The following is a 20,195-nucleotide window of genomic DNA, read 5'->3' as shown; positions in this document are numbered from 1 at the left end:
CTAGGATGCCGCAACATTTGTGTTCATCAGTCTGGAGAAACGATGAAATTCGAGGGAAACGATGCCTATGTGGCGACAGATGACCTGACCATTGCGGTCAATGCCGCCGTCATGCTGGAGCGGCCTTTGCTGGTCAAGGGAGAGCCGGGAACAGGTAAAACGGAACTGGCGCGGCAGGTGGCTGCATCGCTGGGGTTGCGGATGATCGAATGGAACATCAAGTCCACGACCCGCGCACAGCAAGGGCTTTACGAATACGATGCGGTCAGCCGCCTGCGTGACAGCCAGTTGGGCGACGAGCGCGTGCATGACGTCAAGAACTACATCCGCAAGGGTAAATTGTGGCAGGCCTTCGAGGCGGATGAAAAGGTGGTCCTTCTTATCGACGAGGTCGACAAGGCCGATATCGAGTTTCCCAACGATCTGTTGCAGGAACTCGACCGGATGGAGTTTTTCGTCTACGAGACCGGCGAGACGATCAAGGCGAAAGTGCGCCCGATCGTGATCATCACATCCAACAATGAAAAGGAATTGCCCGACGCCTTCCTGCGCCGCTGCTTCTTTCATTATATCCGTTTTCCGGATCCCGAAACGATGCGACGCATTGTCGACGTGCATCACCCCGGCATCAAGGAAAAGCTGCTGACCACCGCGCTGACGCAGTTCTACGAGGTCCGCGAGACACCTGGACTTAAGAAGAAACCTTCGACTTCCGAGGTGCTGGACTGGCTCAAGCTGCTATTGGCCGAAGATATGGCGCCGGATGATCTCAAGCGTGACGGAACAAATGCGCTGCCGAAACTGCATGGCGCACTGTTGAAAAACGAACAGGATGTGCATCTGTTCGAAAGACTGGCTTTCATGGCGCGCGCGCAGCGCTGACATGGTCCTGCGCGGCGGGAATGTCGTTTTGAAAGCCACAGTGATGCGCCCGATTGCGCGGCGCGTCACTCCTGCAGTGCGAATGCCACAATATTGCCCTAGGCTGTCCTTAGCCGCGACAGGAACGGTCAGGACATTCTGTGCATAAACAGCAGCAGAGGCAGGACATGATCAGATATTTCCCTCTCCATATGTCGTGGACCCGTTTCCTGACGGCTCTTGATACCGGATTTGCGCGGATGGTGTGCGGACAGGCAATGCAGATGTCCCGCATACCCTTAGATACCAAAGCCGCCCCGACCGGCCAGCAATACCAGATGCGCGCGACGCGACTGGCGCAGCGGGTGGCACGAAAATAATGACAATCCGGTTCCGTCGTATTTTGTTGCCTGTTTGCCTATTGCTTGGTGCCTGTATGCCCGGTCAACAATCGGACATGCCCAGCCGCGCCATTTCGCAGATCGACAGCGATCTGCCACCGATGCGCGTTTTCGCGACGCCGCGCCCGATCAATTTCGCCATTTCCAATGGCGATCTTGCGCGCGATTTCATCGACCTGTCCTTCATGCTGGAATCAGGCCGCCCCCTGCCCGTGCTTTCACGCTTCGAGGGTCCGGTCACTGTCAGGGTCACCGGCAGCCCGCCTCCTACGCTCAATTCAGATCTGAACAGGTTGATTTTCCGTCTGCGCGGCGAGGCCGGCATTGATATCAGCCAGACCAGCGACACAACGGCCAACATCACGATCGAAGCTGTCAGCCGCGCGCAGATCCGCAGCCAACTTCCGCAGGCCGCCTGTTTCGTGGTGCCCAACATCACGCAACTGTCCGAATTCCGCACGGCGCGGCGCAGCCCGCGCACGGATTGGGCACGCCTGACCACGCGCGAGCGGATGGCGATTTTCGTGCCCAACGATGCCAGCCCGCAAGAGGTGCGTGATTGCCTCCACGAAGAACTGGCGCAGGCCCTCGGGCCGCTCAACGATCTGTACCGACTGCCGCAATCGGTCTTCAACGATGACAACGTGCATGCCGTGCTGACCGGATATGACATGATGATCTTGCGCGCGACCTATGCCCCCGAACTGCGCTCGGGCATGAGCCGCGCTGAAGTGACCGCCCGCCTGCCAGCGATCTTTGCGCGGATCAACCCGCGGGGCGTGGCGACACCGCCCAGCAATCTGTCCTCGACCCCAGGCGCATGGGATGAGGCCATGCAGACAGCGCTGGGCCCCGGTGCCAACCCGAACACGCGCCGCGCGGCAGCAGCGCGCGCGCTGGATATCGCCCGCACCTTGGGCTGGCGGGATCACAGGCTTGGCTTTGCCCATTACGCGATGGGGCGTCTGAACCTGCCAGTGCAACCGACTCAGGCCATCGGACATTTCCAGTCTGCGGATGCCATCTTTGCACAGCGTCCGGAATATGCCCTGCACCGCGCGATGGTCGCGGCCCAACTGGGTGCCTATCTGGTGGCCGAAGGGCGCGGCGAAGACGCTGTGGATATGCTGGGCGTGCACCTGCCTGTCGTGATCCAGCACGAGAACGCAGCCCTCGTATCCACGCTCAGCATGCTGCGCGCCGAAGCGCTGGAACTGGCCGGACGCGGCGTCGAGGCGCAGGCCGTGCGTCTGGACAGTCTGGGCTGGGCGCGTTACGGATTCGGTGCGGACTGGGCAATTCGTGCCAAACTGCGCGAAATCGGCGCCCTCAATCCGCTTAACAGGAGAAACGGGCGGATATGATCGTATTGGGTGCGGCGCTTTTAGGGGCCATTATCGGTGGCATGACGGCAGCACGCCGCAAAGGTGGCAAACTGGACGTTGCACAATATGCAGCAGGTTATGCCATCGCCTTTGCGCTGGTTGGCCTGTTCGCCACGCTGTTTATCCACCGCGCGGCCTTGTAAGCCGATGTTCCTGCCCTTCTTCGACAATCTCAGAAAAAACGGTGTTCCGGTCAGCCTGCGCGAATACCTCTCGTTTCTGGAAGGTATGTCGCGCGGTCTAGTCACTTATGACGTCGAAGGTTTCTACTATCTTGCCCGCACCGCCATGGTGAAGGACGAGCGCAACATCGACAAATTCGACCGCGCCTTCGCCGAGACGTTCAAAGGGCTGGAAGACATCAAGCTCGATGATGTGTTGCAGGCGGTGAATATCCCCGCGGACTGGTTGGAAAAACTGGCCGAAAAGCATCTGAGCGCCGCCGAGATGGAAGAGATCAAGGCGCTTGGCGGTTTCGACAAGCTGATGGAGACCCTCAAACAGCGGCTTGAGGAACAAAAAGGTCGCCATCAGGGCGGCAACAAGTGGATCGGCACGGCGGGCACTTCGCCCTTCGGGGCGCATGGCTACAACCCCGAAGGCGTGCGCATCGGGCAGGAAAAATCCAACCACCAGCGTGCGGTCAAGGTCTGGGACAAGCGCGAATTCAAGAACCTCGACGATACGGTCGAACTTGGCACGCGCAACATCAAGGTGGCGCTAAAGCGCCTGCGCCGCTGGGCGCGTGACGGTGCGGCGGAAGAGCTTGATCTGGACGGCACGATCCGCTCCACCGCCGAACAGGGCTATCTGGATGTCAAAACCCGTCCCGAGCGGCGCAATGCTGTGAAGGTGCTGCTGTTTCTGGATGCGGGCGGCTCGATGGACCCGCATGTGAAGGTGGTGGAGGAGTTGTTTTCCGCCGCGCGAGCCGAGTTCAAGCATCTGGAATATTACTATTTCCACAACTGTCTGTATGAGGGCGTGTGGCGCGACAACCGCCGCCGCTGGGATGCGCAGACTCCGACATGGGAAGTGCTGCGGACCTATGGTTCCGACTACAAATGCATCTTCGTGGGCGATGCCAGCATGTCCCCTTATGAGATCGCCTATCCCGGCGGCGCGAATGAACATTGGAACGCGGAGGCCGGCCAAGTCTGGCTGGAGCGCGCGCGCGAACAATGGCCGCATCACGTCTGGATCAATCCGGTGCCGGAAAAATACTGGTCCTATACCCAGTCTATCAAGATGATCCGCGAGATATTCGAAGACCGGATGGTGCCGATGACCCTGCAAGGGATCGAGCGTGGCATGAAGGAAATGGCGCGCTGATCCCCCATGTCAGCGGCGTTTTGCCGGTATCCTGATGTCACATCCCTGTGATGGCGGGGAATATCCTATCCCTCTCTACGTTCTGTTGACATGGGCCTTGCGAAAGGCACCCAACAGACAGGAGAGCAAGATGACCGCCAAGGACACCCCCCCCGACCTTTCACGCCGCCGCCTTCTGACACGGCTTGGCCTTGCGGCAGGTGCGGCCTATGTGGCGCCAACCCTGTTGCACCTGACACCGGCACAAGCTTCGGGCTTCAGCCGCGGGTCGGGTTATTCCCGCCCATCCTATTCCCGTCCTTCATTCTCCCGTCCCTCGCATGGCAACAGGGGTAACCGCCAGCGCTATTACGAGCGTGGTGGCTATACCGGTCCCTATCGTGACCGGATGACCCGCGAGGAACGCGCAGTACAATACCTGCTGGAAACGCTGACGACGCGCTGATCCGCTTAGGGTTGCGGAACCTTGGAATGATGCAAGGCAGAGCTTGTGCAACGCGGGGGCATGGTCAACACTGCCGATCGCTGCAATCCGAAGGTCTGGCGATGTCCAACGCTCCCGTCACCCATATCGACCCCGTCGCGTTTCGCGCCGATCCCTATCCGGTTCTGGCGCATATGCGCGCACATGCCCCCGTGACCTATGTGCCGGAACTGGGGGCGACGCTTTTTACCCGCCGCGATGATATCTTCACGCAGGAAAAGCGAATCGGGATTTTCTCCAGCCTGCAACCTGACGGGTTGATGACCAAGCTGATGGGCGAGAACCTGATGCGCAAAGACGGGGACGACCATCAGGCCGAACGTCGCGCGCTGTTTCCGGCCCTCAGCCCGCGCACCGTGCGCGATCACTGGCTGGCGGCCTTCCAACGCGCCACTATGCAGATCATCCAGACAATCAAGCCTGACGGCCATGGCGATCTGGTGCGCGCCTATGCGATGCCCGTATCGGCAGAAGCCCTGAAAGAGATTACGGGCCTGCGTTCCATGCCCGCGCCGGAAATGGACCGCGTGAGCCAGGGCATGATCGACGGCTGCGCCAATTACGCAGGCGATCCGGTGATCGAGGCGCATTGCCATGACTGCACCGCCTCGATTGACACCCATATAGACGCGATGATCCCTGTGGTCACCGCCTCCCCCGACCATTCCGCCCTGTATGTGATGCTGCGGGCGGGCCTGCCGATGGACAGTATCCGCGCCAATATCAAGCTGATCATCTCGGGCGGCCAGAACGAGCCGCGCGACGCGATTGCGGGCACGGTCTGGGCGCTCTTGTCCCAACCCGACCAACTGGCCCTGATCCGTTCCGGTCAGGCAACTTGGGCGCAAGCCTTTGACGAATATGCCCGCTGGATATCCCCCATCGGCATGTCACCGCGCCGCGTGGCCCACGCCGATACCGTCGGCGATGTCACCTTTCAACCCCAGGACCGCGTGTTCTTCATGTTCTCCTCTGCCGGTCGGGACGAGGCGCATTTCACCGCCCCCGACCGTTTCGACATCACCCGCAACACAGGCCCCGCCATCAGCTTTGGCGCGGGTCCGCATTTCTGCGCAGGCGCCGCCGCCGCCCGCGCCCTGATCGCGGATGTGGCCCTGCCGTTGATCTTCGCGCATCTGCCGGGACTTGCGCTTGACGGTCCGGCCCCTTTTGCCGGCTGGGCCTTCCGCGGCCCGCTATCCGTGCCGGTGCGCTGGGAGACCTGAAACCGCGCTTTCATCTTGCCGCAAATACTGACCTGCGCGCCCATCTGCCGCGCACCCCGCCCTTGCCGCAGCGCCACAGGCGGACCATATCTTGCCTATGTTGAAATTCACCCCGATCCTTTTGGCCATTCTCTATGCTGTCGCCATGTACCGTTTTTCGGCATGGCGCACCGCGAAAGAACTGGACACACGATCCACCGAACTGGCCGATCCGGTCCTCAAGAAGATGACGGACAAGCTGGCAGCCGCCCTCGACCTGCCGCGCGTGCGCGTCCATATCTACGAGATTGATCCCGTGAACGGGTTGGCCGCGCCAGACGGCCGTATCTTCATCACACGGGGATTCTACCGCAAATTCCAGCAGGGCGAGGTGTCGGCGGAAGAGATCGCCAGCGTCATCGCGCATGAGTTGGGCCATGTCGCACTGGGCCATTCACGGCGGCGCATGATCGACTTTTCCGGCCAGAACGCGCTGCGCACGGCCCTTGCGATGGTGCTGTCACGCTTCCTGCCGGGTATCGGGGTCTGGATCGCCAATATGCTGACCACGATGCTGGCCGCCGGGCTGTCGCGTTCGGATGAATACGAGGCGGATGAATATGCCTCGGCGCTACTGGTCAAGGCGGGCATCGGCACTGCGCCGCAAAAATCGTTGTTTGGCAAGCTTGAGGCACTGACAAATGCGCGCGGCGGAGCCATGCCCGCATGGTTGATGAGCCATCCCAAAACGCCCGATCGCATCGCCGCCATCGAAAAGAACGAAGCACGCTGGAACGGGATCGAGGGTTGATCAGACCGCGGACTATCCTGCGGCAAGCGCCTTGCCGAAGCGGGGCATATGCGCCTTTTTCATCAACCGCCTGATATCCCATGCCTCGCCCGATAGCCGCTCTGCCTCAAGCCGCACAGCTTCGGCGGCGGCAGCAACGGCTGCGGGCTGCGCCTCGAACAGCCCCAGCAGGAACAGATCGGGATCGACACGGTCCAGCCCTTCCTCGCGCAGGATGTTTTGCGGGAAATCCTTGGCATTCCGCGTCACGATCACATCGGCATGCCCTGCAATGGCCGCCGCCAGCACATGGGTATCGGCAGGGTCAGGCAACCACAGCCGCGCTTCAAGCGAGGGAGCATAGCTGACGACCGCCTTGGGCCAGGCTGCGCGTAAAAGCGCCACCTCGCCCCGCGCCTGCGCCTCGGCCTCCGGGCCCAGCTTGATCGTGGCCCGCGCCCATTCCTCTAGAATGCGATCCGACCAGAGCGGCTGGAACAGCCCTGCCGCAGCCACCCCCAGCAACACCTCGCGCATCACCGTAGGATAGAGCACGCAAGTGTCCAGCAGCACCTTCATAGGCGGAAGAACAGCGCTTTCAGGTAGCCGCTTTCGGCCAGTTGTGGCAGGATCGGATGGTCCGGTCCGGCAAAGCCTGTATGGATCTGCTGGCCCTGCCGCCCGGCCCGCCCGATTCCGCGCAGGCTGGCATTGTGGAACTTGCCCAGATCGGCGGCGTGCGAACAGGAACACAGCACCAGAAACCCGCCCTCGGCCACCAATGAGGCACCCAGCCGCGCAATCCGCTCATAGGCGCGCAATCCGGCTTCGAGCGCGGGTTTCGACGGCGCAAAAGCTGGCGGATCGCACACGACCAGATCAAAACGCGCGCCTTCCTCAGCCAGAGCGGCCATCACGTCGAAAGCATCACCCTTGCGGGTCTCGAACCGCGCCGCCACACCCGACGCCTCGGCCCCCTCGCGCGCCAAAGCCAGAGCAGGATCAGAGCCGTCAACCGCCAAAGCGTGATCCGCGCCCGCCGACAGTGCGGCCAGCGCGAAGCCCCCCACATGGCTGAAGACATCCAGAACCTTGCCACCCTTGCCCAGACCGGCCGCGAATGCGTGGTTGGGGCGCTGGTCGAAAAAGAGCCCCGTTTTCTGCCCGCCGGTCAGATCGGCCATATAGGTCGCACCATTCATGGGCACTTTGACCGGCGCATCAGGGGCCTGCCCCAGCACCACGGCGCTGACATCATCCAGACCTTCCAGTGCGCGCGCACGACCCGAGGCGCTTTTGATCACGCAGGTCACACCTGTGACAGCCACCAGTGCGGCCACCAGATCATCCAGCATCATCTCGGCCCAAGCCGCATTGGGCTGGATTACCGCTGTATCGCCAAAGCGGTCGATGACCAGTCCGGGCAATCCGTCAGCTTCGGCATGTACCAGACGGTAGAAGGGCGCATCATACAAGCGCGCGCGCAAAGCCAGCGCGCGGGACAGTTTTGCCTCCAGCCAGTTGCGGTCGATCACGGCATTGGGATCGCGGTCGATCACCCGCCCGATGATGCGCGAATTCGGGTTGACCGTCACCAAGGCCAAAGGCGCGCGATCGGCATCCTCGAGCACGGCAAAGCTGCCGGGCGCAAGCCCGCGGGCGCGCCGGTCAGTGACCAGTTCATTGTCATAAACCCACGGAAAACCGTGGCGGATGGCGCGCGGCTGGGCTTTGGGGCGCAGGCGCACAACAGGATAAGAGGGCGTGTTCATGCCGCCCTCTTATCTGCGTTTGTAGGTACTGGAAAGATCAGATCGCGGAGATCTCATTCCTTGGTCTCAAGGCCCGCAACCAGTTGGGTCACACCGCGCTTGCCACCCATGCTGCCGGGCTGCGCCAGTTCCGCGCGGAACACATTGGCCAGATGATGGGTCAGACGGACCTTCTGGGTCAGCCCCTGACGCTCGGCCTCAAGGGCGCGATTGCCGCCATAACCCTTGAGATCGGCACGGATCTCGCGGGTCGGGGCCAGCGCCTGACCGGTCTGCGGATCGCGCAGGGTCAGTTCAAAGCGGACCGAATGCACGCCGCCCACGCTATAGCGTGTCTTTTCCGTCAAGGCGTGAAACCGGTTCAGCTTGATTTCGACCACCGCAGGCACGCTGCCGACATGGCCGTTGCGGGCCATTTTCATGCTGTCGTTCAGAATCGTCTCGATCTGGGCATGGCGGTCGCCAAAGGCATCGCCGCGCCACACGATATCGCCCGACGGCAGATAGCTGTTGGCCTCCGAGACCTTCAGGCTGCGCGGAACGATGATTTTTGTGTCAACCACCTCGATGGCGGCCAGCGTTGTTGCAACACCGCTGTCGCGCAGCGCCTCTTCCGGCGATACGTTGCGGCTGGACATGTCGTAAGAGCCACAGGCCGAAAGACCCAAGGCCAGGAAGAATGCGGCTAAAATGCGGCTACGTGTCATTTGATATACTCCATGCGGGAATTTCCGCGGGTTATATCGAAAGATATGCTCCTGAATTGCGGCGGGGATGCGGCGCATTTTCTTCAAAACAAAGACAATACCAAGGTTTTTAAGGGAAAAACCGCCTCTTTTTGGGTGACGCACGCCACGAATTGCGGTCCAGAAATAAACATCTTCAATAATCTGCATCAGTGACCTATCCGGTGCGGCCCGCCTTGCGCCGTTATCGCTAACACATTACCCTGATGGAAAATACCGAACACAAGCCTGACCGGGGAGGGTATCAGATGCCAGTGCATGATCAGGTCGCGCGGGTCACCGCACGGATCATCGCGCGCAGCAAAGACAGCCGCACGCGCTACATGCAGACCATGGCCCGCGCTGCGGCCGAAGGCCCGCGACGCGGCCATCTGAGCTGCTCGAACCAGGCCCACGCCTATGCCGCGATGGGGACCGATCAGGCGACAATGGCCACCAGTCCCGCCCCCAATCTGGGGATCGTCACCGCCTATAACGACATGCTGTCGGCGCATCAGCCGTTCGAGCGTTTTCCCGATCTGATCCGGCAAGCTGCGCGCAATGTGGGGGCCACGGCACAGGTTGCAGGCGGCGTGCCTGCGATGTGCGATGGTGTCACGCAGGGCCAGACAGGGATGGAGTTGTCACTCTTCTCCCGCGATGTGATCGCGCTGTCGGCGGGAATAGCACTGTCGCATAACACGTTCGACGCGGCGCTCTATCTGGGGGTCTGCGACAAGATCGTGCCGGGCCTTGTGATCGCGGCGGCGACCTTTGGCTATATTCCGGCCGTGTTCCTGCCTGCAGGTCCGATGGTATCCGGCCTGCCCAATGACGAAAAGGCAAAGGTGCGCCAGCAATTCGCCAGCGGTCAGGTCGACCGCGCCGCCCTGATGTCAGCAGAGATGGCGTCGTATCACGGGCCGGGCACCTGCACCTTCTACGGCACGGCCAATACCAACCAGATGCTGATGGAATTCATGGGCCTGCACCTGCCGGGGACATCCTTTGTCAATCCCGGAACACCTTTGCGCGATGCGCTGACGGTCGCGGGCACTGAACGCGCCGCCGCGATCACCGCGCTTGGCAATGCCTATACGCCAGTCTGCGACATTCTGGATGAACGCGCCTTCGTCAACGGAATCGTGGGGCTGATGGCGACAGGAGGATCGACCAATCTGGTGCTGCATCTGCCAGCCATGGCGCGCGCCGCAGGGGTGCAGCTTGCGCTTGAGGACTTCGACGATCTGTCCGCCATCACACCGCTACTGGCCAAGGTCTATCCCAATGGTCTGGCCGATGTGAACCATTTCCACGCGGCGGGCGGACTGGGCTATACGATCGCACAATTGCTGGATGCGGGACTGCTGCATCCCGATACGATGACCGTCGCCGGCAAGGGGCTGGAGCGTTATACGACCGAACCACAACTGACCGAGGCCGGCCTGAGATGGCAACAAGGCAGCCGCGAAAGCCTGAACACGCGTATCCTGCGCCCCGTATCCGATCCTTTCGACAGCACAGGCGGCTTGCGCCAGTTAAGCGGAAATCTGGGCCGCGGCGTTATCAAGACTTCTGCTGTTGATCCCGACCGCCACATCATCAAAGCCCCCGCGCGTGTTTTTGAAACGCAGGAGGCCGTCAAAGACGCGTTCAAGGCCGGTGAATTCACCGCCGATACTGTTGTTGTGGTGCGTTTTCAGGGCCCGCAGGCTAATGGCATGCCGGAATTGCACGCTTTGACACCTGTGCTGGCCGTGCTGCAGAATCGCGGGCTGAAAGTGGCCCTTGTTACCGACGGGCGCATGTCCGGCGCATCCGGCAAAGTGCCCGCCGCCATCCATATCAGCCCCGAGGCCGCTGCGGGCGGCCCTCTGTCACGCTTGCGCGATGGCGATATGATCCACCTCGACGCCACCACAGGCCGCATCGAGGCGCTGGTGCCCGATCTGGACAGCCGCCCCGCAGCCACACCCGATCTGTCGGGCAACGGCACCGGTGTCGGACGCGAGCTTTTTGCCATGTTCCGCGCGCAGGTAGGCCCCGCCGCCACCGGCGCGGCTGTAGTGGTTTGACATACCCGCCCTGCGCTTCTTCTTGCCTGAAATATCCAAACCCCAACGTTTGCCCCGACCGCTGCCCTGTCTGACGGAGACCGCACCATGACCCCCTATCAAACCTCTGAAGCGACATTGGCCCTGTGCCAGATGGCCCCTGTGATCCCTGTGCTGGTGATCCGCGATCCGGCCCATGCCGCCCCCCTGGCGCGCGCGCTGGTCGCCGGAGGACTGCCCGTGCTGGAAGTCACCTTGCGGACGCCCGCAGCGCTTGAGGTCATGGCCGAAATGGCCCGTGTCGAGGGGGCCGTGGTGGGGGCGGGCACGGTTTTGTCACCTGCCGATGTGCGCGCCGTGCAAGGTGCGGGGGCGGTCTTTGCAGTCTCGCCGGGGGCTACCGACCGCCTGCTCTCGGCCTGCGAGGAGCGCGCCCTGCCGCTTCTGCCCGGCGCCGCCACCGCGACCGAGGCGATGCGCCTGCTGGAACGCGGCTATACGATGCAGAAATTCTTTCCCGCCGAGGTCGCGGGCGGTACGGCTGCGCTGCGGGCCCTGGCATCGCCCCTGCCCCAGATCGGTTTCTGCCCGACCGGCGGGATCGGCCCTGCCAATGCCGCAGACTATCTCGCGCTACCCAACGTCACCTGCGTCGGCGGTAGTTGGGTCGCCCCCGCAAACCTGATCGCGGCGGGTGACTGGGACGGGATCAAGGCGCTGGCGCGGACAGCGGCAAACCTGCCCCGCCCTGCGTAGCGCCTGCCCGTATCATTCACCGCACAATCACGATCACGCGCGCGGTCTTGACCGCCAACCGCCCCTGCGCCCCTGCTGGCTCAGGCCATGCAAACCCTCGCGCATCACGGCTGTCATCGGATGATCGGGTGCCTGCGGCGCATGATGCGCCAGCAAATCCTCCAGCGCTTTACGGCTGTCGCTGCCATCCGGCAGGCTGAGGGCCCAATCCAGAAAGATCGTCCTGCATTCCTCGGTCGTGATGCCGTCGATCCGGTAGGCCTCGAAAATCAGGCCCTTGGGGTCATCTGTGTGGCCTTTTTTCATACTTCATCTCCGGATACTGTTCCCAGCAGCGTGGAAATCGCGGCATCAGCTTTTGCCGCCACCGCGACCAGCGCGGCCTCAAGCCCGTCCAGCGTGTCCTGTCCTGTTTCGCGCAATAGCATCCTGCATCCTCCCTCGCCGATCCCTGCCGGATCAAGCGGTTTGTCACTGAGCAGCTTCGAGACAAGCTGCAGACGCCAGAACAGCAGATACGCCTCGTTCAGGGCCGCGCCGGTGACCGCGTCCAGCCATCCGGTCTTGATGCCCGCCTCCAGCCCGTCCCGCGCACCGCGCGCCAGACTGCCCGCCATCAGGCTTGCCGCCTGCGCCACCAGTTCCACATCCTGCAACCGGCCCGGCCCCAGCTTGGCATCCCACGGCCCTTCGGCAGGTTTCGCAGCGGCAATACGTGTCCGCATCGCGGCAACTTCCGCGATAATCTTTTCGGGCGCATGACCACGCGCCAGCACCGCCTCGCGCACCGCTTCGACATCGCCCGCAAGGGTCGCTTCGCCCGCGACGGGGCGCGCACGTGTCAGGGCCAGATGTTCCCAGACCCAGGCCTCGTTCATCTGATAGTCGCGGAAGCTGGTCAGGCTGGTTGCCACCGGCCCCTGCGTGCCTGAAGGACGCAAGCGCATGTCGACCTCGTAAAGCCTGCCCTCGGACATCTGCGCTGTCACGGCGGTGACCATCGCCTGCGTCAGCCTTGCATAATAGAGGCGCGCGGCAAGCGGGCGGCGGCCATCCGACATCTCGACCCCGTCCGCATCATAGATCACGATCAGGTCCAGATCCGAGGTCGCGTTCAACCGCCCTGCCCCAAGCGATCCCATGCCCAACACCACCGCCCCGCGTCCGGGCGGTGTGCCGTGCTTGGCCGCGAATTGCGCCACAACCACGGGCCAAAGCGCGCAAAGCGTGGCCCCTGCCAGATCGGCATATTGCGGACCGGCGCCATCGGCGTCGATCAGCCCGCGCAGGTGGTGCACACCGATACGGAAATGCCATTCCTTGGCCCAGCGGCGCGCCGTATCCAGCTTGCGCTCGTAATCGGCCTCGGCCGCCAGAAGATTGGACAATTCCGCGCCTAGCGCCGCCTGCCCCGGCCATGGCGCGAAAAAGCCGCCGCCGATCACGGCATCGAACACAGCCGAATGCCGCGACAGGTGCTGCGCCAGCGCGGGCGAGCTGCCCACGATATCCACCAGAAGATCGATCAGTTGCGGATTGGCGTCAAATAGCGAGAAAAGCTGAACCCCCGCGGGCAGGCCCGACAAAAAACCGTCAAAGGCCAGCAAAGCCTCCTCGGGCTTGGCGGTGCGCGCCAGCCGTTGCAGAATTTCGGGGCGCAGGCGCTGGAAAATCTCGACCGCACGGTCCGAGCGCAACGCCGGATAGCTGCGCCAGCGGCTGGTGATCTCGGTATCGAAGCTGTCCGTCACTTCGGGCGGCAGCGCCGGCGTGGGGCTGGTGGTCGTGCCCGCAAAAAAGCCCTCGGTCAGCGTGTGCACCTCGGCCAGTCGCACCTTGAGATCGGACTCAAGCGTGGCCTGTTCCACCCCCATGAAGGCGGCAAGGCGGGCAAAGCCCTCAGCGCTGCGCGGCAGGCTGTGGGTCTGGGCGTCATTGATCATCTGCAAACGATGCTCGACCTCGCGATGTGCGCGGTAATGCCGCGTCAGCGTGTCGGCCACATCCTGCGGGATCCAGCCTTTTTGCGCCAGAAGGCCCAGCCCATCGACCGTGCCGCGCACCCGCAGATCGGGATCGCGTCCGCCTGCGATGATCTGGCGGGTCTGGGTGAAAAACTCGATCTCGCGGATACCGCCGCGCCCCAGTTTCATATTGTGATCGGCCAGTTCCACCGGACCGCCCAGCCCTTTATGGGCGCGGATACGCAGGCGCATATCATGGGCGTCCTGAATAGCGGCGAAATCCAGATGCTTGCGCCACACGAAGGGCCGCAGCGTCTTGAGAAACTGATCGCCCGCCGCCAGATCGCCGGCGGCAGGGCGCGCCTTGATATAGGCTGCGCGCTCCCACGTGCGGCCAAGGCTTTCGTAATAGCGTTCCGCCGCTTCCATCGCCATGCAGACAGGCGTGACCGCCGGATCGGGACGCAGACGCAAATCGGTGCGAAACACATAACCTTCGGCAGTATTGTCGCTGAGCATGGCCGCCATCTTGCGGGTGGCGCGGATCAGCGAGGCCCGCGCCTCGTGATAATCATCGCGGCTGAAACGGGTTTCGTCGAACAGACAGATCAGGTCGATATCCGAAGAGTAGTTCAACTCGAACGCGCCCATCTTGCCCATCGCCAGCGCCACCAGACCGCCACCGGTCTCGGCATCCGCCTCGATAGCGCCCGGCAGTTTGCCGCGCTTGATCTCGGCCCCGATGGCGGCGCGCAAGGCAAGCTGGCAAGACAGATCGGCAAAACGCGTCAGCGCGCCTGTCACCGTTTCCAACAGCCAGACGCCGCCCAGATCAGCCAGCGCCGTCAGCAGCGCCACGCGGCGCTTGCCCTGCCTCAAGGCAACAGCCAGCGCATCAGGGGCTGTCTGGGTCATATCGTGATGCAGCGCCAGCAAAGCGGCTTCGGGATCGTCCAGCGCGGGCAAGATCCAGTCCGCCTCTTTCTCGATCAGGGATTTCAGATAGGGGCTGCATCCGCCCGTGCCCGCAATCAGCAGGGCAACATCCCCTTGTGCGTCGGGAAGGGCTGCACGCGCCTCGGCCCCGCGGTCGGGATCAAAAGGGTGCGGCAAGCGGGTCAGGCGGCGTTCAAAGGACATGCCGCACCATGGACACGGGCCTTGGGGCTGGTCAATGGGTCAAAGCACTGGAATAGTGCTGCAAATCGCCATCCTGCAGGGAAGATCGACATGAGCAAGAGCATGGCGCGCGTTACCCGCGCATTACAGGACGCAGGGTTGCCCGCCGATATCCACGCGCTTGGCGAGGCGCGCACCGCAGCACAGGCCGCAGCCGTGGCCGGTTGTGCGCTGGACCAGATCGCCAAGTCGATCATCTTTGCCGGACAGGACAGCGGACAGGCCGTGCTGTTCCTGACCGCAGGCGGCAATCAGGTCGACTCTGCCCTTGCCAGCGTCGTGGCATGCGAGGCTTTGGGCAAGGCCAATGCAGCCCTGATCCGCGCGCAGACCGGATTTGCCATCGGCGGGGTGGCCCCTGTCGGGCACCTGCACCCGATCCGTGCCTTTCTGGACCCGCGCCTGATGGAATTCGACGTGATCTGGGCCGCTGCAGGCACGCCACATCACATCTTTCCGATCGCACCCGCCGATCTGCACCGTCTGACCGGGGCGCAAATTGCTGATTTCACGTCCAAATGAAAATAATGTAAATTTCTTTTACATACCCCTTGCAAGCGGGCCTATTCGTGCCGATCTGTTCAATGTGAAGGCAATTTACATTAACCAAGATCGGAGTGACCCATGAATACTGCCCTGCCCTATTCTTCCTCGTCCGCACAGCCGATGGGCTGGCTGTACCGTGCCGAAAGCTGGTTGGACAGCAAAGGCAAAGGCGCCTGGATCGCCGCGATGGTCCTTGGCTTCATCTTTTTCTGGCCCGTGGGCCTTGCCCTTCTAGCCTATATGATCTGGAGTAAACGCATGTTCAAGAAATCCTGCCGCAACCGCACCAATACTCGCCACCTGTCGACTGTCATGTCCTCGTCGGGCAACAGCGCCTTTGACAGCTACAAGGCCGAAACGCTGCGCCGCCTGGAAGAAGAGCAACACAGCTTTGAAACTTTTCTGCAGCGATTGCGCGAAGCCAAGGACAAGGCCGAGTTCGACGATTTCATGGCCGACCGCGCCCGTGCCGCTGCCGCCCCGCGTGACGACAGCCCCCGCACCGAGGCCTAACACCGACCCCGTTCCCCAAAGGCCGCAGGACAGACCTGCGGCCTTGTTTCCTTGACCGTTCCCGACTTCCCTCATGGAGCCCCTTTGATGAGCACGCATTTCTCGCAGCTTCCCGATCCGGTGATGCAACCGGAATTCTATGCCGATGTGCCGATGAAACGGCTTGTGGCATGGATCGTGGATACCGTGCTGATCGTGATCATCTGTCTGCTGATCCTGCCCTTCACGGCCTTCACGGGGCTGTTCTTTTTCCCGCTGATGGTGCTGGTCGTGGGCTTTGCCTACCGTGTTGTGACGATCACGAACCGCTCGGCGACATGGGGGATGCGACTGATGGCGATCGAGTTGCGCGATTCGTCGGGCGAAAGGTTCGGTCTGGGCCTTGCAACGGCGCATACTTTTGGCACGTCTGTCTCGTTCGGGATGCCCCTGTTACAAGTTGTCTCGGTCGTTATGATGCTGACAACGGCCCGCGCGCAGGGGCTAAGCGATCACCTTCTGGGCACGGTCGCCGTGAACCGCGCTGCGGCCAGTTGAAGCACGATTGCACACCGCGTTAAAAGGGGCGTCATTCCCTACTTGGCGGAAGGGGTCTTCGTTGCTATCGTCCCGATATAAACGGTCTGAAGGTGAACATGCGCCACACGCTACCCATAGCGCCACAATTCTATGTGACAGCCCCGCAGCCCTGCCCCTATCTGGACGGCCGGATGGAACGCAAGCTGTTCACAGCCCTTCAGGGCGAAGGTGCGGAGCGCCTGAATGACAGCCTGTCCAAGCAGGGATTCCGCCGCTCGCAGAATGTGCTTTACAGGCCGTCCTGTTCGGATTGCGCGGCCTGTCTGTCGGCACGGATCAAGGTGGCCGATTTCACGCCATCGCGCAGCCAGAAACGCACGCAGCGCCGCAATGCCCATCTGGAGCGGCGCGCGACCAGCCCTTGGGCGACCGAAGATCAGTACGACCTCTTCCGCCGCTATCTGGACAGCCGCCATGCCGATGGCGGTATGGCCGATATGGATGTCTTCGAGTTTGCAGCGATGATCGAGGAAACACCGATCCGCACGCGTGTGATCGAATATCACGACACGGTCAGCCGCGATCTGGCCGCCGTCTGCCTGACGGATGTGCTGGATGACGGGGTCAGCATGGTCTATTCCTTCTACCAGCCCGACCGCCCCGGCGACAGTCTGGGAACACATATCATTCTGGACCACATCCGCATCGCTCGCGAAGCCGGTTTGCCTTATGTCTACTTGGGCTACTGGGTGCCAGGCAGCTCCAAGATGGGCTATAAAGCCAAGTTTTCGGGGCTGGAGCTTTATGTCGGCGGCGCATGGCAGAAGATGCGCGATCCTGCAGACTATTCCGCCGAAACACACCCCCTGTCGACCGACCCGATTGCCGAACAGGTGGCCAATATCTCGCTTCCCGGATCGGTTCCGGCGCGTTCCTGACCCTGCCCATCCGACATTGCCACAGCTCCGGCCTGCCACAGGATAACCCTTGGCAGGCGGAATCAGCGATGCTTTGCTGTCGTAGAATTCCATTCCTGACGCACAAGCCCGCAAAAACGTAATTAAAATTCAAATCAATTACCCCCTGCGACATTAAATTCAAACAATTGGCGGTTGACGCTGCCGCGCAGCACTCATAATGTCCCGCCACGCAGTAAGGAACCCTCTCGGCTATGACACCTCTAGTGATCATCGTAAGGACATGGCGCATGGGCCGGTAACGGACACCCTACAGGTACCCCATGCGCCCCCGACAAAATCGGGGGCTTTTTTATGCGAGTATATGACGTCGAAAACGGAGCAAAGCACATGACACGTCAGATGACCGGAGCGAGAATGGTGGTTCAGGCCCTCAAGGATCAGGGTGTGGACGTCGTATTCGGATATCCCGGCGGCGCCGTGCTACCGATTTATGATGAGATTTTCCAGCAGAACGAGATCCAGCACATTCTGGTGCGCCATGAACAAGGCGCTGTGCATGCCGCCGAGGGCTACGCCCGCGCGACCGGCAAGCCCGGTGTCGTTCTGGTCACCTCCGGTCCCGGTGCCACCAATGCGGTGACAGGTCTGACCGATGCGCTGATGGATTCCATTCCGATCATCGTGCTGACCGGACAGGTGCCAACGTTCATGATCGGCAACGACGCCTTTCAGGAAGCCGATACCGTCGGCATCACCCGCCCTTGCACCAAGCATAACTGGCTGGTCAAGGACACCGACAAGCTGTCCACCGTGCTGCATGAGGCATTCCACGTCGCCATGACAGGCCGTCCCGGTCCGGTTCTGGTCGATATCCCGAAGGACGTGCAATTCGCATCGGGCATCTATACCGCCCCTCAAAAGGGCGGCTCTCGCCGTTACCAGCCGCAGATCAAGGGTGATCTGGACGCGATCACCGAACTGGTGGCCGCGCTTGAGACCGCAAAGCGTCCGATTTTCTATACCGGCGGCGGCGTTATCAACTCGGGCAAGGCCGCCAGCCAGCTGCTGTGCGAACTGGTCGAGGCGACAGGCTTTCCCGTAACCTCGACCCTGATGGGTCTGGGGGCCTATCCGGCTTCGGGCAAAAGCTGGCTTGGCATGTTGGGCATGCACGGTCTTTACGAGGCAAATATGGCCATGCATGGCTGTGATCTGATGATCAATATCGGCGCACGCTTTGACGACCGGATCACGGGCCGCGTCGATGCCTTCAGCCCCCATTCGACCAAGGCCCATATCGACATTGATCCGTCCTCGATCAACAAGGTGATCCGCGTCGATATCCCGATCGTGGGCGATGTGGCCCATGTGTTGGAAGACATGCTCAAGATCTGGAAATCACGCGGTCGCAAGACCAACAAGGAAGCCCTGCCGAAATGGTGGGCGCAGATCGAGGAATGGCGCAAGGTCGATTGCCTGAAATTCGAACAGAAGGGCAGCATCATCAAGCCGCAACATGCGCTGAAACGTCTGGAAGAACTGACCAAGGGGCATGACCGCTATATCTGCACCGAGGTCGGCCAGCACCAGATGTGGGCTGCGCAATACCTGAACTTCGAGGGGCCGAACCGCTGGATGACATCCGGCGGGTTGGGCACCATGGGTTATGGCTTTCCCGCCTCCATCGGCGTGCAGATGGCCCATCCCGACGCGCTGGTGATCAACGTCGCCGGCGAGGCGTCCTGGCTGATGAACATGCAGGAAATGGGCACTGCGATGCAGTTCAACCTGCCCGTCAAGCAGTTCATCCTGAACAACGAGCGTCTTGGCATGGTGCGCCAGTGGCAGGAATTGCTGCATGGTGAGCGTTATTCTCAAAGCTGGTCGGAATCCCTGCCCGATTTCGTGAAACTGGCCGAGGCCTTCGGCGCCAAGGGTATCCTGTGCAGCGATCCCGACGATCTGGACGATGCGATCATGGAAATGATCAACTATGACGGTCCGGTAATCTTCGACTGTCTGGTGGCCAAGCATGAAAACTGCTTCCCCATGATCCCGTCGGGCAAGGCCCATAACGAGATGCTGCTGGGCGATGCGTCAACCAAGAATGCCATCGGCGCGAAAGGGGCGGTGATGGTCTGATCGTGCAGCGCACGGACGGACTGCCCCCCCTGACACCATCAAAGGATCATTCACATGTCTGCACTACAGATCAAGAAGGGCGCGACCAGCCACTCGGCCTATAACCTGCGTTCGACATTTTCGGATGTCGAGGAACGGCATACCCTTGCCGTCGTTGTAGATAACGAGGCGGGTGTATTGGCCCGTGTGATCGGGCTTTTCTCGGGGCGCGGCTACAATATCGAAAGCCTGACCGTGGCCGAGATCGACCATACCGGCCATCTGAGCCGGATCACGATTGTCACCACCGGCACGCCGCAGGTAATCGAACAGATCAAGGCGCAACTGGGCCGGATCGTGCCTGTGCACAGGGTCAATGACCTGACAGTGGAAGGCCCCTCGGTCGAGCGGGAACTGGCGCTATTCAAGGTTGAGGGCACGGGCGACAAACGGGTCGAGGCCCTGCGTCTGGCCGATATCTTCCGCGCCAATGTCGTTGACAGCACGCTGACCAGCTTCGTGTTCGAGATCACCGGCGCGCCTGAAAAAATCGACGCCTTTGCCGAGTTGATGCGCCCGCTTGGCCTGCTGGAAGTGGCTCGCACCGGCGTTGCAGCCCTGTCGCGCGGCGGTCTGTAACTTAGCCCTAACCTGCTTCAAAGGCGCGC

The 20,195-nt window shown here is 61.7% G+C and carries 21 protein-coding genes; 16 read left to right on the top strand and 5 right to left on the bottom strand.

Annotation, left to right across the window (positions count from 1 at the left end; all coding sequences use genetic code 11):
- The first annotated feature begins 42 nt into the window (after positions 1-42).
- The 8 genes from K7H22_RS18090 to K7H22_RS18055 all read left to right on the top strand — a co-directional run bounded on the left by K7H22_RS18090 (position 43) and on the right by K7H22_RS18055 (position 6,479).
- Positions 43-882: an AAA family ATPase gene (locus K7H22_RS18090; RefSeq protein WP_230802250.1), complete on the top strand. Its 840-nt coding sequence runs from the start codon at positions 43-45 to the stop codon at positions 880-882.
- Positions 883-1,049: 167 nt separating this feature from the next.
- On the top strand, positions 1,050-1,241 hold the full coding sequence (locus K7H22_RS18085; RefSeq protein ID WP_230802249.1) for a hypothetical protein: 192 nt from the start codon (positions 1,050-1,052) through the stop codon (positions 1,239-1,241).
- Between the two features lie 56 nt (positions 1,242-1,297).
- Positions 1,298-2,626, top strand: coding sequence for a DUF2927 domain-containing protein (locus K7H22_RS18080; RefSeq protein WP_230802248.1), 1,329 nt, complete (start codon positions 1,298-1,300; stop codon positions 2,624-2,626).
- Positions 2,623-2,790, top strand: a complete 168-nt coding sequence (locus K7H22_RS18075; RefSeq protein ID WP_230802247.1) for an apolipoprotein acyltransferase — start codon at positions 2,623-2,625, stop codon at positions 2,788-2,790. Before K7H22_RS18080 ends, K7H22_RS18075 begins: the two co-directional genes overlap by 4 nt.
- A gap of 4 nt (positions 2,791-2,794) precedes the next feature.
- Positions 2,795-3,979: a vWA domain-containing protein gene (locus tag K7H22_RS18070; RefSeq protein WP_230802246.1), complete on the top strand. Its 1,185-nt coding sequence runs from the start codon at positions 2,795-2,797 to the stop codon at positions 3,977-3,979.
- 130 nt (positions 3,980-4,109) lie between these two features.
- A complete protein-coding gene (locus tag K7H22_RS18065; RefSeq protein WP_230802245.1) occupies positions 4,110-4,424 on the top strand; it encodes a hypothetical protein in 315 nt (104 codons plus the stop codon).
- Between the two features lie 101 nt (positions 4,425-4,525).
- On the top strand, positions 4,526-5,689 hold the full coding sequence (locus K7H22_RS18060) for a cytochrome P450 (RefSeq protein ID WP_230802244.1): 1,164 nt from the start codon (positions 4,526-4,528) through the stop codon (positions 5,687-5,689).
- Positions 5,690-5,786: 97 nt separating this feature from the next.
- Entirely contained in the window at positions 5,787-6,479 is a 693-nt protein-coding gene (locus K7H22_RS18055; RefSeq protein WP_230802279.1) for a M48 family metallopeptidase, read from the top strand.
- Between the two features lie 12 nt (positions 6,480-6,491).
- Here K7H22_RS18055 and K7H22_RS18050 read toward each other — a convergent pair whose 3' ends face one another.
- The 3 genes from K7H22_RS18050 to K7H22_RS18040 are packed head-to-tail and all read right to left on the bottom strand — an operon-like array spanning position 6,492 to position 8,937.
- The gene (locus tag K7H22_RS18050; RefSeq protein WP_230802243.1) at positions 6,492-7,037 is read right to left on the bottom strand and encodes an RSP_2648 family PIN domain-containing protein; all 546 of its coding nucleotides are present in this window, start codon (positions 7,035-7,037) and stop codon (positions 6,492-6,494) included.
- On the bottom strand, positions 7,034-8,230 hold the full coding sequence (locus K7H22_RS18045; protein ID WP_230802242.1) for an RSP_2647 family RNA methyltransferase: 1,197 nt from the start codon (positions 8,228-8,230) through the stop codon (positions 7,034-7,036). The genes K7H22_RS18050 and K7H22_RS18045 overlap by 4 nt, the downstream gene beginning before the upstream one ends.
- Before the next feature lie 53 nt (positions 8,231-8,283).
- Entirely contained in the window at positions 8,284-8,937 is a 654-nt protein-coding gene (locus tag K7H22_RS18040; RefSeq protein WP_230802241.1) for a DUF6778 family protein, read from the bottom strand.
- Between the two features lie 287 nt (positions 8,938-9,224).
- On the opposite strand from K7H22_RS18040, the gene edd reads away from it, so the two are divergent.
- Positions 9,225-11,030, top strand: a complete 1,806-nt coding sequence (edd, locus tag K7H22_RS18035; RefSeq protein ID WP_230802240.1) for a phosphogluconate dehydratase — start codon at positions 9,225-9,227, stop codon at positions 11,028-11,030.
- Positions 11,031-11,117: 87 nt separating this feature from the next.
- Positions 11,118-11,765, top strand: a complete 648-nt coding sequence (eda, locus tag K7H22_RS18030; RefSeq protein ID WP_230802239.1) for a bifunctional 4-hydroxy-2-oxoglutarate aldolase/2-dehydro-3-deoxy-phosphogluconate aldolase — start codon at positions 11,118-11,120, stop codon at positions 11,763-11,765.
- 33 nt (positions 11,766-11,798) lie between these two features.
- On the opposite strand, the gene K7H22_RS18025 is transcribed toward eda, so the two are convergent.
- On the bottom strand, positions 11,799-12,071 hold the full coding sequence (locus K7H22_RS18025) for a hypothetical protein (protein WP_230802238.1): 273 nt from the start codon (positions 12,069-12,071) through the stop codon (positions 11,799-11,801).
- Positions 12,068-14,869 (bottom strand): glutamine-synthetase adenylyltransferase, encoded by a 2,802-nt coding sequence (locus tag K7H22_RS18020; protein ID WP_230802237.1) that lies wholly within the window; start codon positions 14,867-14,869, stop codon positions 12,068-12,070. Before K7H22_RS18020 ends, K7H22_RS18025 begins: the two co-directional genes overlap by 4 nt.
- A 90-nt stretch (positions 14,870-14,959) precedes the next feature.
- On the opposite strand from K7H22_RS18020, the gene K7H22_RS18015 reads away from it, so the two are divergent.
- The 6 genes from K7H22_RS18015 (at position 14,960) to ilvN (ending at position 20,166) form a co-directional block, all read left to right on the top strand.
- The gene (locus K7H22_RS18015; RefSeq protein ID WP_230802236.1) at positions 14,960-15,430 is read left to right on the top strand and encodes a YbaK/EbsC family protein; all 471 of its coding nucleotides are present in this window, start codon (positions 14,960-14,962) and stop codon (positions 15,428-15,430) included.
- A gap of 102 nt (positions 15,431-15,532) precedes the next feature.
- Complete coding sequence (locus tag K7H22_RS18010; RefSeq protein WP_230802235.1) at positions 15,533-15,967, top strand: DUF2852 domain-containing protein; 435 nt, start codon at positions 15,533-15,535, stop codon at positions 15,965-15,967.
- Between the two features lie 87 nt (positions 15,968-16,054).
- Positions 16,055-16,504, top strand: a complete 450-nt coding sequence (locus tag K7H22_RS18005; RefSeq protein ID WP_230802234.1) for an RDD family protein — start codon at positions 16,055-16,057, stop codon at positions 16,502-16,504.
- A 98-nt stretch (positions 16,505-16,602) separates the two neighbouring features.
- Positions 16,603-17,424 carry an arginyltransferase gene (locus tag K7H22_RS18000; protein WP_230802233.1) on the top strand — a complete coding sequence of 274 codons (822 nt, stop codon included), beginning with the start codon at positions 16,603-16,605 and terminating at the stop codon, positions 17,422-17,424.
- A gap of 369 nt (positions 17,425-17,793) precedes the next feature.
- Positions 17,794-19,548: an acetolactate synthase 3 large subunit gene (locus tag K7H22_RS17995; RefSeq protein WP_230802232.1), complete on the top strand. Its 1,755-nt coding sequence runs from the start codon at positions 17,794-17,796 to the stop codon at positions 19,546-19,548.
- A 54-nt stretch (positions 19,549-19,602) separates the two neighbouring features.
- Positions 19,603-20,166 (top strand): acetolactate synthase small subunit, encoded by a 564-nt coding sequence (ilvN, locus tag K7H22_RS17990; RefSeq protein ID WP_230802231.1) that lies wholly within the window; start codon positions 19,603-19,605, stop codon positions 20,164-20,166.
- Positions 20,167-20,195: the final 29 nt, after the last annotated feature.

Source organism: Seohaeicola saemankumensis, assembly GCF_021021435.1.
Classification (GTDB): Bacteria; Pseudomonadota; Alphaproteobacteria; order Rhodobacterales; family Rhodobacteraceae; genus Seohaeicola.
Note: the sequence above shows the minus strand (reverse complement) of the source record. Positions and strands in the feature narration are given on the sequence as shown.

Coding starts and splice junctions, on each gene's coding strand:
- K7H22_RS18090 (WP_230802250.1), top strand. CDS start 43: ATGAAATTCGAGGGAAACGATGCCTATGTGGCGACAGATGACCTGACC.
- K7H22_RS18085 (WP_230802249.1), top strand. CDS start 1,050: ATGATCAGATATTTCCCTCTCCATATGTCGTGGACCCGTTTCCTGACG.
- K7H22_RS18080 (WP_230802248.1), top strand. CDS start 1,298: ATGCCCGGTCAACAATCGGACATGCCCAGCCGCGCCATTTCGCAGATC.
- K7H22_RS18075 (WP_230802247.1), top strand. CDS start 2,623: ATGATCGTATTGGGTGCGGCGCTTTTAGGGGCCATTATCGGTGGCATG.
- K7H22_RS18070 (WP_230802246.1), top strand. CDS start 2,795: ATGTTCCTGCCCTTCTTCGACAATCTCAGAAAAAACGGTGTTCCGGTC.
- K7H22_RS18065 (WP_230802245.1), top strand. CDS start 4,110: ATGACCGCCAAGGACACCCCCCCCGACCTTTCACGCCGCCGCCTTCTG.
- K7H22_RS18060 (WP_230802244.1), top strand. CDS start 4,526: ATGTCCAACGCTCCCGTCACCCATATCGACCCCGTCGCGTTTCGCGCC.
- K7H22_RS18055 (WP_230802279.1), top strand. CDS start 5,787: ATGTTGAAATTCACCCCGATCCTTTTGGCCATTCTCTATGCTGTCGCC.
- K7H22_RS18050 (WP_230802243.1), bottom strand. CDS start 7,037: ATGAAGGTGCTGCTGGACACTTGCGTGCTCTATCCTACGGTGATGCGC.
- K7H22_RS18045 (WP_230802242.1), bottom strand. CDS start 8,230: ATGAACACGCCCTCTTATCCTGTTGTGCGCCTGCGCCCCAAAGCCCAG.
- K7H22_RS18040 (WP_230802241.1), bottom strand. CDS start 8,937: ATGACACGTAGCCGCATTTTAGCCGCATTCTTCCTGGCCTTGGGTCTT.
- edd (WP_230802240.1), top strand. CDS start 9,225: ATGCCAGTGCATGATCAGGTCGCGCGGGTCACCGCACGGATCATCGCG.
- eda (WP_230802239.1), top strand. CDS start 11,118: ATGACCCCCTATCAAACCTCTGAAGCGACATTGGCCCTGTGCCAGATG.
- K7H22_RS18025 (WP_230802238.1), bottom strand. CDS start 12,071: ATGAAAAAAGGCCACACAGATGACCCCAAGGGCCTGATTTTCGAGGCC.
- K7H22_RS18020 (WP_230802237.1), bottom strand. CDS start 14,869: ATGTCCTTTGAACGCCGCCTGACCCGCTTGCCGCACCCTTTTGATCCC.
- K7H22_RS18015 (WP_230802236.1), top strand. CDS start 14,960: ATGAGCAAGAGCATGGCGCGCGTTACCCGCGCATTACAGGACGCAGGG.
- K7H22_RS18010 (WP_230802235.1), top strand. CDS start 15,533: ATGAATACTGCCCTGCCCTATTCTTCCTCGTCCGCACAGCCGATGGGC.
- K7H22_RS18005 (WP_230802234.1), top strand. CDS start 16,055: ATGAGCACGCATTTCTCGCAGCTTCCCGATCCGGTGATGCAACCGGAA.
- K7H22_RS18000 (WP_230802233.1), top strand. CDS start 16,603: ATGCGCCACACGCTACCCATAGCGCCACAATTCTATGTGACAGCCCCG.
- K7H22_RS17995 (WP_230802232.1), top strand. CDS start 17,794: ATGACACGTCAGATGACCGGAGCGAGAATGGTGGTTCAGGCCCTCAAG.
- ilvN (WP_230802231.1), top strand. CDS start 19,603: ATGTCTGCACTACAGATCAAGAAGGGCGCGACCAGCCACTCGGCCTAT.